This is a genomic window from Colwellia sp. BRX8-9 (genome assembly GCF_014077245.1).
Taxonomy (GTDB): Bacteria; Pseudomonadota; Gammaproteobacteria; order Enterobacterales; family Alteromonadaceae; genus Colwellia_A.
Genome location: NZ_JACGVN010000023.1, coordinates 1 through 13,378 on the forward strand (window position 1 = coordinate 1; position 13,378 = coordinate 13,378).

Genomic DNA, 13,378 nt, shown 5'->3' on the forward strand with positions numbered 1-13,378 from the left:
GACTATTTAACCCTTGTAGATGAAACAGGTCGCGTAATAAGAGCAGACAAACGAGGCGCTATCGATAACAAAACCGCAAATATACTGTCAAGACTTCACATCAGCGATGAAAGTTGGCTCAAACTCACCACAAATTTTGAAGGTATATTCACGGGCGCAGTCGGCACCGCAGAGCATTTGTGTGAATTTACTGAGCACGTAGGGTTAAAGCGCGCACACGGTAAAGCAAATGCCCAAGCTTGTTTGAATAGCGCGTAAACATAGCTACATGCAAAAACAGCACTAAGACCACAAGAAAACACGGCTACCTTGGGGGAGAAGTAAAGCTTGCCTGAAATTCACTCATTTAATCAACTTCTATAAAAATCGATAGGCAAAAGCTTACAAGATGCAGTACATGCATTGTTGCTGACCAATGGATAGCTGTTTTTCAGAGCATTATTATTGTGCAGCATTATCATGGGTGGCATAGTAATTCTCACTGTTGCACATGCTTTCGGGAATTAGTCGGCGCAACCTGAAATGGAAATTACTGGTCGTTGACCTTTATTAGCTTGCTTATAGGTCAACTTACAAAGTGTATCATCTGCTTTTATAGCATCAGCCAGCATACCTTCTGTATCACTCAAAAATGTAAAAATAACTGGTGATGAACCAGTTAACTCCCAATCAGCGCCTTCAGTGAAATCTAGAACTAATCTTATGTTTATCTGTGTATTGGAAGGATATCCCCAATGAATCTTTATTCCTGATGATAGTTCTGCATCTTGCAAATTACCAAGTCCTTCAACTATGGCCTTAGCGTTAACTAGCGTGCTAGCTGACTCTAAGGCGCCCTTTAATTCATCCATTGCTGATTGTTGAGCATCACTTCGTATGCTTATAAATTTAGGAACAGCTACCGCTGACAAAATCCCTAAGATAACAATAACCACTACAAGTTCAATCAGAGTGAAACCAGATTGATTTTTCATATGGATTAATTCCAAAAAATTAAAGAAATACTATTAATGACAGCCTGAAAGTTGTGTATAAGAGACCTTTCAGTAGAGGCACGAAAAAAGACCGTTCCTAACAAGTTTTTAATCGTAACGAGGCTTTATAATTTTCAGCCTACTTACTTTAAATAAAATAACTTATATTTACTTGAAGTTAATTCTATTATCCTATCTTTTATAGCTGTTTGATTCAATTGAATCATAAATGTGGATATGAGGTAATAAAGAATTATCATGGGTGTCTTGATAACTTTTCTCTCTATGAAGACCCTAATCTTTTCCAGCTTTTAGGTCAACTCTAGGGGTGCCACAAGGGGTCGTTCACCGTTATGATTTAAACTGTTCTAATCCTTTTCATTCTTTCATACTATTGCGTATGCGTAGGGTTATTTTTGAAAGTCTAGGGCTATTAAAAATTTCTTCGCTAAACTCTTCAAAACAAGTTTTTAAAGATTCTGTATTTTTGGAACCTTCAAAATCCAGTAGCAACCATTGTATTCCACAATTTTTAAGCATGCTGGTTTGTTGCCTAGGCGAAATATAATCAAATAACCAATTATTAAAACTTCTATTGCTTCTTGAAAAGTTATAAACGCAAATACAATACAGCATCACCAGTACATACCTAATAATAAACATAACTACCTACTATCGCTCTCGATATATATGGGATGATACTGCCTAACTCATCTAAAAAATCAAAAATAAAAGTTATCATGGGTGTCTTAGTAACTTTGGAAGGTAAGCGTTCAACGGACTGTCGATTTATTAAAATGTTACGTTATATTTATTGATAAACATTTCTTCTTTTTTACCTTTTATTGATAAACGCCCTTCATTCCAAATTTTTATAAGTTCTTGTCTTTTTGTTGTTGGAATTTTTTTTGAGAAAATAGGCATTTCAACCATTTTTTTTTCTAAGCCGGGCTGAACAATCTTAAGCTCATCATTCAAATTTAGTCTATTCATAACGTACTGAAGAACAAGTATATTATCAGCATATAAGTCGACTCTACTTTCTTTGATCATGTGTAAAATTCGTTCAACTACATCATCATTACCAGAGAGTACTTCAACAAAACTCGCATTATTCAGATTAGTGATGTAATTTTGATAGTCGACACTCAATGAACTGTAGTCCCAGCCTGGCCCCGTTGCGATACGTTTTCCTTTGATAGATTTTACACCATTATAGATCCAAGGATCGTCGTGCCTAACGATAAAGGCTGCTGTGTATGAAAAAGTTGCTTGAGTAGCATATTCAAAATCTTTTTCTGAATTTTTTGAAAATAGGTATTCTGGTAACATATCGCAATCACCATTTGCTACCATATCTAGCCCTCTTGCCAAAGGGACTTCATAATATTCAATTTTATAACCTTTTGATGTGTATATTTCGTGCAATATATCTATAACAAAGCCACGCGCAGAAGATGCTTCTGATGGAAATATTGTCATCGGAGGCCATTGGTCATAGCAAACTTTTAATGTCGTAGCATGACTTATATTAACTATACTGTTTCCTATGAATAAGGTTACAAGTAACAATAGCTTGTGAATTTTTTCATTTTTCAACACGGTCGCGGCCTTTATCTTTTGCGCCATAAAGTTTTAAATCAGCGCGTTTAAATAAATCTTGAATTAAATGGTCTTTTGGCTCTGTTGACACAATGCCAAGACTCACAGTATAAGTAATTTTTTTACCCTCTATGTCTAAAATAGAACTGCCAATTTCCTTCCTTATTTTATCAGCAATGAGAAAGGCGTCATCAATTCCGGTATCAGAGAGAAATATGGCAAATTCTTCTCCGCCAACTCTCCCAATAAGGTCAGACTTTCTTAAAAACTTTTGAAGTGTAGTAGTGAAATGAATGAGTACTTTGTCACCAATGTAATGCCCATAAGTATCATTGACTATTTTAAAGTGATCTAAATCCATAAATAAAAAAGATGCAGGCGACTTTTGGCGATGTGAAAGATCGAGCAAATGTTGCGCAGCTTCAAAGAAACTCCCCCTATTTAATGTGTCAGTCAAAGAATCCCTGGTGGCTAGAACTTTGAGTTTTTCATTCAATATTTGTAGGGCTTCTGTTCGCTTTGTAACAGCTTTTTCTAACCAATTTCGCTTGGCTTGTTCGTCTTCTAATAATAGTTTTCGATCTTTCTCTATGGCAGAGAGCATATTGTTTATATGTTCTTGAAGTTGACTGAGTTCGTTATTTTCAATGTTCGACAGGTTAATACGTTTATTTATGTTTTGGCTCAATTGAACCTCATTCACTTGCGACATTAATTGTTTCAAGGGACTTGCTAAGTAGCGATCGAACGCCCAGATAAACAGCCAAAACAAAATAGATAACTTGATGATTTCCGTAATTGCAATTAAGGAAAAGCCGAACAAAACACGATCTAAAATAACTTCTGACGATGAATAAAGGATAACCGTTCCAAGCATTATATTTTGTTCATTAAGCGTCCAATTTAAGTCTGATGTGGTATCAAAAATGGATAAGGGGGGCGATGTCAAAGCGTAAGCTCTTTTAGAGATAATACTTTTGGCATTCTTATCAAGAATATCAACACCCTCGATAATTGGCATTTTGACAAGTCCTGCGATGAGAGCATCTAATTGATTATGATTGTATTGCCACAAACTTGTTGAGATAGGTTTGTGGACTGTTTCTTCCAACTGTTTCAATTCAGTTAATATTGAATCCTTCGTTTTCAAATATTCGGCCAAGAACTGCATACTTGTGATAAGACAAGTTACGCTCAAATAAATAGTAAAGATAACCCGCATCATTTTTTTTGATAGATTATTGGGGCGAATAAAACGTGCAAACATTAAACACTACTTATTGATAAGCTTGAAACTTAGATTAACATTAAATGACTTATGCGCTCAATGTAAGAATAGTAATCTAAATCGGTTAATTGTCTCCTTTATTGTTTAGCTAACTATTGTATTGTTTAACTGCTCATAGCACTCAATATCACAATATCTTGAAGATATAATCAAACAAAACTTTAAAGTTTCTAAATGGTTTTCAACAATATCTTGGGGTAACCAAAAGTGTAAATCAGCTTAAAATATCACAATGTCCGTTTTGTTAAATAACTTCTGTTATTGGTGTAAACTTTATTGTCGAAAATCACAAAGAAAACTCTAAAATCAAAGATTTTGAATGTCCATTTTAGTATCTGAAGTTAATCTAAATTCGAATTGATTTTAGTGATAATTTAAGTCTGATTTTGTGGAAAAAATTAGCGTTACAGAATGATTCTTGACTAGCAGCTATGATTTTGAGGCCGACGCTAGGATTAACGAATTACTATTGTTAGTAATGCGACTTGCAGTGATTGATGCTTTAAATTAAAGCGACAATTCTTCCGATAAATTAGCCCTTTCAAAGTTAATAAAGTTGTTATGATTTCTCAACGTGAATTAGAAAAACAAATATTTAATATTGATTAAAATTACTGAAAGCAGACAGTCAATTTACATGATTTTGTCTACTAAAAATTTAATCGTTCTAAAGCGGTTTAGGGCACAAACCGAGATAGGTCCTGTGTGCCGACTTGAGCGTAGTTTAACCTATTGATTATTGATTATACTCCTTTGGAAATAACTCCACCTCCCTTTTTTTTGGAAAGCTAATTGTTCTTTGACTTTTAAGGTTTCAGGCCGAACCTTTTAAATTGGCCAGTCGTAGCAAGTTAAAATCATTGCCGCGACTAATCCGTTTTCCCTTTACAACCTTTGCAGTGAATTGTTACAAAGCCTCCATTGATAATGGTAGCTAATATGAGTGTTTGATATTACTTCCATTTATTTTCAAATGCTTTATTTGGCACATCATCATCGACTATAGGTAACTGTAACCCAGTAATTTCTTGTTTTTTGCACAATTGTGGAACTAACTCTATGTGATTTTCTGTCATCTTTTCATCAAACATCAGTGTCAATAATACTGTTGCACCTGCTTGTTTCAGGTCTTTTAGCGATTCGCTTAACTCAACGTTTATTGTTCCTGGACACGGTTTAAAATAATTTGTGCACTACTTTCTATATTTATCGAGTTGTTAAGATATTTATTCATAACCTTCTGTATCTAAAGTAAAATATGTTTTTGGTAATACTAGATGTTTTTCTATTTGGTGCGATTTTTTACCTCTTCATAATGCATCATAAGATTCCAGGTAGAGCTATCGTGAGCGAGATCGATCGAGTTATTGTGAAGCTCGCTTTCTATTCTACTGGCTAAACCTTTACCCAGTTCAACTCCCCATTGGTCAAAAGAGCATATTTGCAAAATAATGCCTTGAACAAATATTTTATGTTCGTAAATTGCAATTAAAGTACCGAGCGTAAATGGCGAAATCTTATTCATTAATAAAGTATTGGTTGGCCGGTTACCTTTATGTACTTTATGGGGAGCGACTTTATCTATGTAGCTAGGTGTTCGTCCCTTTGCTGTTAAATCGTCCCTAACTTGTTGTTCATTAACACCTTGCATTAAAGCTTGAGTTTGCGCGAAAAAATTAGACATGAGGGCTTCATGATGGCCTTCTATAGGAGTAACACTTTCAACCGAGCCAATAAAGTCGGCGGGAACAATGTTATTACTTTGATGTAAATATTGATAAAAAGCATGTTGACCATTAATACCCAACTCCCCCCAAATTGATGGAACGGTTGGATAATTGATAGTTTCACCATCCCAGTTCACCGATTTACCATTACTTTCCATCTCTGCTTGTTGCAGATAAGCCGACAACATATGTAAGGATTGATCATAAGGTAAAATGGCTTGAGATTGAGCACCTAAAAAAGTGCAATTCCATATACTTAATAATGCTAATATCACCGGAATATTATGTTCTATCGGTGTATCACAAAAGTGGCAATCCATTTCATAAGCACCATCAAGTAACTCCCTAAAACAATCAAAACCAAGATTAATAGCGATAGGAAGCCCGATAGCAGACCATAACGAAAATCGTCCACCAACCCAATCCCACATATCAAAGATGTTTGCTTCTGCTATACCATACTTCATGGCATTTACTTTATTAGCAGTAACGCCAATAAAGTGTTTTGCGATAGCTGATTGATCAAATGATGACGCAGTTAACCATTTAATCGCTGTTTTAGCGTTTAACATGGTTTCTGTCGTGGTAAATGTTTTACTGGATACAATAAATAGCACTTTTTCTGGGTTTAATGGTCGAAGGACTTCGGCTATTTGGGTGCCATCAACATTCGACACATAATGGACGTTAACGCAGTTATCACTAAACCTTTTTAATGCCTCGGTCACCATTTGAGGTCCCAAATTAGAACCACCAACGCCAATATTTACTATATCGGTGATACGCTCACCCGAATATCCTCGCCATAAACCTTGACGAATATCATCACTAAATTTTTTAACTTGTTTTAGTGTTTTTTCAATATCTTCTGAAATATTTTTACCATCTACCCAAAGTGGTTTTTTAGAACGATCCCTTAATGCTGTATGCAAAACAGCACGATCTTCAGTTTTATTAATACGTTCACCACTAAACATTTTTTCACGCCATTTTTCAACTTCACACTCTTTAGCTAGATTGGTTAATAGCGTAATAGTTTCTTCTGTGATCGCATTTTTAGAATAATCTAATAGTATAGAAGGCAGTTTTATTGAAAACTTACGAAATCGCTGACTATCTTTTGCAAATAAGTCCTTCATATGTTGATTTTTCATTAGCTGTGCATGTTGGGTTAATTGCTGCCAACTATTGAGATTTTCTCTAGATTGCATGTCGATCCTAGGTAAGTAAGTATGAGTAAGTTATGTCGAGTATTAGATATCAGTTAAGTGTGGTAATGCCGTGAAGGCCCCTTTTTTCTGACAGGTAAAAGCGCCACAGTTAGCGCCAAATAACACCGCAGCAGAAACGTGTTCACGTAGCTCAATGATTTCATATAATGTATCGATACTTTCATCATCTTCCACAGATTTAGCGAGTGAAAATAGAAAACCTGAAATAAAGCTATCTCCGGCTCCAGTAGTATCAACGGGAGATACTTTAGGTACTTTAAGTATTATTGAAAAACTAGCACAAGTTACTTGAACAGGGTTTGCACCATCGGTGATGACAATCAGTTTAGCGCCAAGTAATAGTAAATATTGTACATAAACATCGACATCAACCTGCTTTATTTTTGCTAAGTATTCGGCTTCGTCTTTACTCAATTTGACTATGTCACTTTCTTCGATACAAGCTTCAACGCGTGACATCAATAGGGATAAATCTTGCCAAAGTTGTTGGCGTAAATTTACATCAAAGCTAATTAATACGTTATTTCTTTTCGCATTTTTTATCGCATAAAGCGTATCGCTATACATTGGCTGGCTAGTTAAGGTGTTTGAACAAAAGTGAAAAAAACCCATGTTTTGCCAGTTAATTTTATCAACTTGAGAGATGCCATATTGCATGTCGGCAGTATTATGACGATAGAAATTAAATGTTCTCTCACCACAAGAGTCTAAGCTAACTAATACTAAAGCGGTATTTGCGCCTGCTATTCTTTTAACGAAATCGGTATTAACGCCTTCATTTTCTAATGCTTGCATGAGCATGTTACCAAAATTGTCTTCACTAACACCTCCAGCAAAGTATCCTGCTCCACCTAACTTAGCATAAGCTACTGCGACATTGGCAGGCGCACCTCCAGCTAACGGAATGTAACTGGGGTCATTGACTGACGTTGGCAGAAAATCGACCAACACTTCGCCATAACTGATTAAAGAAAACATAGATTCACCTTGAAAAAAAGCCCATATTAAATGGGCTAGTTAATACTTCTAATATTATAATTTAGGATTAAAATTCGTATTTAAACGTAAGAGTCGTTGAACGACCTTGTATTGATCTTGCACGGATAATAGTTTTGGCAGAAGCAGCTGTAGCATCTTCTGCTTCGGTGATCCCCACAGTTTCAAAAACATTGTTAATATTTAAGGAAACACTAAATGCGTCAGAAAGACGGTATTGAGCAAAGGCATTTACTTGAACATAACCGTCTAAAATAAGTGCGTTAGGATCAGTTTGGTCAAAGTTATCTTGAGCAAATGAATCTGAAGTGCCAATAACGTTAACACCCGCAGAACCTTCATTGAAGTTATAACGACCTGTTATAGAGTAAACAACATCGGCTTGTCTTCTTGGCGTATTACCAACAACGCTTGGGTTAACAAAATCTTTAGTTATTTCAGAATCAGTCCACGTTAAGTTAGCACGTACATCAAAATTACCAACATAGTAAGTTGATTCAATTTCGATACCTTTTGATTCATATTCACGGTCAAAAAATCGTTGACTAGTTGCTTCAAAATTTTGCTCTTGCGTTTGTGCAAAGAACGCTGTTGCAAAGACAGACAAGTTATCTTGACGGAATTTAACACCCAATTCCAATTGATCTACTTCATCATAAATATCTTCATCTTTTGCAACACCAGCAGCATCTATTTTACCAAAAGCCAAGCGGTCTGCGTTAGCGGTAGCCCCCTTGCTGATACGACCAAATGCAGCTAAGTCGTCATTAATTTGAATATTAGCGCCTAAAGAGTAAGACACGTAGCTCCAATCATAATTTACATTGTTAGCATCGGCGTTGTTTACATTTGAAACACTCGTTTCGATTTGATGAATACTGCCGTCACCGTTCATGTCAACGGTCGATTGAGCAGCGCCTGCGAAAGTCCCCGTTGCTGTTCCACTGTCAAAGCGAACACTACCGTCTATATTGATGTTATCAAAACTTGTGCTAAACGCTGCGTATGGAGCAGAAACTTCATATTGTAGATCGTAATTACGCGTACAACAGTTACCCCAAGCTGGAACACCGTATCCAATAACACCATTGTCAGAAAATTCAGTACCGTCAGCGGCATTTACATCAACAAGCGCAGCATCTTGGCCTTTAACTTCATATAAGTAAGAATTCCATAACCACGATTGTTGAATGGTTTGAGATGAGTTATATAAACCAAATGTAAAACTCGTGTCGTTCATCGTTTTTGTTAATTTAAAATCGTTAACCATAAAATCAAGGTTAGTCATTTCGACATCAAACGAGTGAATACGCATAAGGTTATCAGCAGTATAAGCATTACCTGCTTGTGGACCATTTGCGTAAGTTAATGTTGCGCCATCACCTGCTATACTGTCAGCTAAGCCTTGACTTCCTTGAATACTTTCAGGGAATGGACCAGTAAAGCTACCTTTAGTGCGAGAAATTCTCATTCTGTTTTCAACAGACCAGTCATTGCCTAAATCAAATACAGCTTCAAAACCAAGCGCATCAACTTTCGGACTCATGCCATTACGCATATCAGCAAGACGTCCATTTCCAGCACCATCCGTTGTTATCATAGAGGTGTGATATGGAGTGTGCGGAGTTCCAGTTGAAGCATCAAACCCTTCAACTGAAGAACCATCAGCATAAACAGGCATAGGTAAATAAGCGGTTGTTGTATCATCTAAGTGTTTGAAATAAAGTCTAACGTAACCAGCATCGAACTCTTTAGTTATATTAGCTTTAATTTGGCCGCCTTTATTACCCGTATAACCAGTATCACGTACACCTTCACCTTGACGGTAGAACCCCCCAAGATGGAAATAGGTAGAGTCGTTAATGTCGCCACCAAATTCAAAGTCTGTGCGAGTAGAGTCGTAATCTAAACCGATTGTTGTAGCTACGCTACCTCCTTCAGTTTTACCATTTTTGCTAACGATATTAATTATGCCGCCAGGAGCATTTGTAGCAAGTGTAGATGCAGAGCCACCACGAATAGCATCAATAGAAGCCATTGTAGAATCTATGCGTAAGAAAATATCTGTGTTACCAAAAGCGATATCGCCAAATTGTAGAATAGGTAAACCATCTTCTTGAATTTGCATGAATTTAGCGCCACCTGCTGCTACAGGAAGACCACGAACCGCAAGGTTAGCGTTACCGTCGCCACCTGATGCTTCAGCACGAACCCCGGGGATATTTCTAAATGCCTCTGCACTACTTCTTGGTGCTGCTACTTCTATTTGATCACCAGAGATAGTACTTACTGAAACGCTTGATGCCATCACTGTTGTGCCTTTACCCGTGGCACCTGTTACTACGATTCGCTCAAAATCGATGCCTTTTTTATTTTCTACTTTCGTTTTGGTTGTTTCCGCTGCACTTAAGCTCGAGCATATAGCCATGGCCAATGTACTTAATATTAATTTTTTATATGTTGTATGTTTCATTTACTTCCCCAAGTTTTTTTATAGTATGTTTTATATTTTAAAATCTTTCTGCTAAAACGACCAACTTAATCGATTAAGATGATTATTGTGTAAGAAGCAGTCATTTTGCAAGTTATTTTTTATATTCAATTTTGTTTTTTTATTAATCTACTGATAAATAATAAGATTTAGTTTTGAGGATTATGCTGAGTGGGATCAGCTATCAGGTTATAAATAGCAGCTAACGCTAGAATAGCTGAAAAGAATGTTGCTAAGTAAAAACCATAAGATACATGACCAAACAGATCACTGATAATGCCCATAAGAAGTGGAGATACTGCTGCAGAAACAGCGGTAAAAAACAGAATAACTCCAGCAACAGCACCATGTTTTGATGGGTGGAAACAACTGATCCCTTTAGAATTAAGGGTCGGATATATCATCGACATAAATAAACCTGAAAGTGGCAATAGTACAACTGCTGCTTCAACACCCATTATTGCTGTGCCTAAATAACACAAAAATACGGCTAACGAGAACCAACACATCACTGTTTGCCAGTTAAAATGTTTTAGCATCCATACTCCTAAAAATCGACCTCCCGCTCTTAAAGCAAAGAAAATAGTGAGTGAGTATGTAGCCAGCCAAACCAGAGAGCCTGTATAATCAGCCAAGAGTGTTGGCATCCAAACGTAGATGGCAACTTCTGTGGCAACATATAACGCTATTGCCAATGAAAATCCCATCGCATAAGGGTCTTTCATTACTTTAAGTGAGCTTTTTAAATTTATTTTCCCTTCCGTACTTGGTTTGCTGACCGGGTATTTAGTTTTCATTGCGGACAAGCATAGTAGTGCGCATAACACACCAGCACTTATGTATAAGTACTTCCAAGATATACCAGCAACAAGTAAGTAACTTACAATCGCGGGACCCACCATAGCACCTATACCAAAAAATCCTTCTACCTTGTTCATCGTCGACGTATGATCTTTATTTGACGAAGAGATGTCACCAATAAGCGCTAACGCACCTGTTTTAAATAAACCAATAGCGATGCCAATTAAAGCGAGTAGTGATAAAAAATACAGGAAAGAACTACCTAAGGAAAATAAAAAGCATGCGATAGAGAAAATTGCCAACCCAATAACAATCGTTGCTTTTCGCCCCCATTTATCGGCCAAGTATCCTAAGAACAAACCACTCAATGCAATGAAAATCATGGGCACATAATGAAATGCACTCGCTTGTGTTAGATTTAATTGATAGGTTTCTATTAATTGTGGAATGATAACCCCTACTGCATCCGAGGTCATAGCAAAAACAAAAAACATCATATATGTCAGAAGTTTAATTCTATTTACCGACGCATCTTCAGATAGTTGTGGGCTTAGTGTTAAGTTATTCGTTTGGTTCATTATTCTTCCCCAGTTAATAAAACTTTTTATGTTAATGATAGCTAAAAAAAATTATCGCTATTTAGTTATTTTGTCTTAGCATCTTAAAGAAAAATTAAATTATTCTTGATTAATACTATATTGTATATAAAGATAGATCTTAATCGATTAAGATGCAACTTAAAATTAAATGGTAAACTTATGAAAAATAATGTTCAGCTAATCACCTACATTGATAGACTCACTGGAGCAGATACCCAGTCATTAACCAACTTGTTAAATGAGCAACTTTCAGATTTGTTTTCCGGTGTTCATTTGTTACCCTTTTATTATCCAATAGACGGTAGTGATGCTGGTTTCGACCCTATAGATCATACCCAAGTCGATAGCAGACTTGGCAATTGGGATGATATAAAAGAGCTGGGTAAAAATCATGAGTTGATGGCTGATCTTATCGTAAATCATATGTCAGCCCAATCTGAAGAATTTAAAGATGTATTAAAAAACGGTCAAAAATCGCCTTTTTGGGAACTATTTTTAACCAAAGATAAAGTTTTCCCGAACGGTTTAAATACTACACAACAAGACAAAATATATCGTCCTAGGCCTGGTAGTTGTTTTACTCATTTTTCATTACCTAATAATGAAAGCGCAGATTTTTGGACTACCTTTACAGACAATCAAATAGATATAGATGTGACATCTGAGATAGGGAAAGCCTATTTAAAACGCATTTTAACAACATTTTCTGAAAATAATATTAAAATGATCCGTTTAGATGCCGCAGGTTACGCACTGAAAAAAGCGGGAACAAGTTGTTTCATGCTTGACGAAACTTTTGAATTTATTGATGAGCTAAGTAGTATCGCTAATAAACTGGGGATTGAAACCCTTGTAGAGATCCATTCCTATTATCAAACTCAAATAGAAATAGCTAAACGCGTTGACCGAGTTTATGATTTTGCATTACCTCCTCTGGTTTTACACAGTCTTTTTAGTCAGAACTTCACCGCATTAGCTAAGTGGCTAGACATATCACCAAGAAATTGTATTACTGTGTTGGATACTCATGATGGCATTGGTATTATTGATGTTGGCCCAATGAATGGTAAGGCTGGTTTATTGGATGATGTTGAAATCGATAACCTGGTTGAAACAATTCATTTTAATAGTGCTGGCGAAAGTAAAAAGGCAACAGGAGCTGCAGCAAGTAATGTAGATATATATCAAGTAAATTGTACATACTATGATGCACTTGGGCAAAATGACTTTGATTATTTAGTTGCCAGAGCGATTCAATTCTTCTCACCAGGCATACCACAGGTGTATTACGCTGGTTTACTGGCTGAAGGTAATGATATTACATTATTATCTAAAACAAATGTTGGCCGAGACATAAATCGCCCTTATCTAAATAATGAGCGCATTGAACAAGCATTAAATAAGCCTTATACCAAAGCAATAATTAGTCTCATTAAATTACGTAATAACACTGAAGCTTTTAATGGTGAATTTACCGTTAATAGTAATGTTTCAACATTAGAAATGAAGTGGCAAAAAGATGATGACAGTACAACGCTAATCGTCGATTTAGCTGACAGACACGCACAAATTGAGATCATAGAAAACAATAGCACACGCATTATTAGTTTAAATATGTTGCTTAATTTAAGCTGAAAGCTCATGAATTAATATTCAGTTTATAATAGA

The 13,378-nt window shown here is 36.1% G+C and carries 8 protein-coding genes and 1 pseudogene; 2 read left to right on the forward strand and 7 right to left on the reverse strand.

Translation table 11 applies throughout. The features are described 5' to 3' along the window. Positions 1–258 (forward strand): annotated as a pseudogene (locus H4J70_RS16495) (transposase); the annotation flags it as partial. A gap of 245 nt (positions 259–503) precedes the next feature. Here H4J70_RS16495 and H4J70_RS16500 read toward each other — a convergent pair. The 7 genes from H4J70_RS16500 to H4J70_RS16530 form a co-directional block, all read right to left on the reverse strand. Continuing rightward, the gene (locus tag H4J70_RS16500; protein WP_182251494.1) at positions 504–974 is read right to left on the reverse strand and encodes a type II secretion system protein; all 471 of its coding nucleotides are present in this window, start codon (positions 972–974) and stop codon (positions 504–506) included. Between the two features lie 792 nt (positions 975–1,766). Beyond that, positions 1,767–2,603 carry an ABC transporter substrate-binding protein gene (locus tag H4J70_RS16505; protein ID WP_182222608.1) on the reverse strand — a complete coding sequence of 279 codons (837 nt, stop codon included), beginning with the start codon at positions 2,601–2,603 and terminating at the stop codon, positions 1,767–1,769. After that, entirely contained in the window at positions 2,563–3,843 is a 1,281-nt protein-coding gene (locus tag H4J70_RS16510; protein ID WP_182222607.1) for a GGDEF domain-containing protein, read from the reverse strand. The genes H4J70_RS16505 and H4J70_RS16510 overlap by 41 nt, the downstream gene beginning before the upstream one ends. 1,306 nt (positions 3,844–5,149) lie before the next feature. Further along, positions 5,150–6,802 carry a glucose-6-phosphate isomerase gene (pgi, locus tag H4J70_RS16515; protein WP_182251495.1) on the reverse strand — a complete coding sequence of 551 codons (1,653 nt, stop codon included), beginning with the start codon at positions 6,800–6,802 and terminating at the stop codon, positions 5,150–5,152. Positions 6,803–6,844: 42 nt separating this feature from the next. Beyond that, the gene (locus H4J70_RS16520) at positions 6,845–7,801 is read right to left on the reverse strand and encodes a carbohydrate kinase (protein WP_182222604.1); all 957 of its coding nucleotides are present in this window, start codon (positions 7,799–7,801) and stop codon (positions 6,845–6,847) included. Positions 7,802–7,868: 67 nt separating this feature from the next. Then, positions 7,869–10,292, reverse strand: a complete 2,424-nt coding sequence (locus H4J70_RS16525; protein WP_182222603.1) for a TonB-dependent receptor domain-containing protein — start codon at positions 10,290–10,292, stop codon at positions 7,869–7,871. A 167-nt stretch (positions 10,293–10,459) separates the two neighbouring features. Further along, complete coding sequence (locus tag H4J70_RS16530) at positions 10,460–11,689, reverse strand: sugar MFS transporter (RefSeq protein WP_182222602.1); 1,230 nt, start codon at positions 11,687–11,689, stop codon at positions 10,460–10,462. 180 nt (positions 11,690–11,869) lie between these two features. Here H4J70_RS16530 and gtfA point away from each other — a divergent pair, with 180 nt between their 5' ends. After that, a complete protein-coding gene (gene gtfA / locus H4J70_RS16535) occupies positions 11,870–13,345 on the forward strand; it encodes a sucrose phosphorylase (protein WP_182222601.1) in 1,476 nt (491 codons plus the stop codon). Positions 13,346–13,378: the final 33 nt, after the last annotated feature.

Bases quoted from the DNA above. Each gene is read 5' to 3' on its own strand.
- H4J70_RS16520 (WP_182222604.1), bottom strand. From the start codon at position 7,801: ATGTTTTCTTTAATCAGTTATGGCGAAGTGTTGGTCGATTTTCTGCCA.
- H4J70_RS16530 (WP_182222602.1), bottom strand. From the start codon at position 11,689: ATGAACCAAACGAATAACTTAACACTAAGCCCACAACTATCTGAAGAT.
- gtfA (WP_182222601.1), top strand. From the start codon at position 11,870: ATGAAAAATAATGTTCAGCTAATCACCTACATTGATAGACTCACTGGA.
- pgi (WP_182251495.1), bottom strand. From the start codon at position 6,802: ATGCAATCTAGAGAAAATCTCAATAGTTGGCAGCAATTAACCCAACAT.
- H4J70_RS16525 (WP_182222603.1), bottom strand. From the start codon at position 10,292: ATGAAACATACAACATATAAAAAATTAATATTAAGTACATTGGCCATG.
- H4J70_RS16500 (WP_182251494.1), bottom strand. From the start codon at position 974: ATGAAAAATCAATCTGGTTTCACTCTGATTGAACTTGTAGTGGTTATT.
- H4J70_RS16505 (WP_182222608.1), bottom strand. From the start codon at position 2,603: ATGGCGCAAAAGATAAAGGCCGCGACCGTGTTGAAAAATGAAAAAATT.
- H4J70_RS16510 (WP_182222607.1), bottom strand. From the start codon at position 3,843: ATGTTTGCACGTTTTATTCGCCCCAATAATCTATCAAAAAAAATGATG.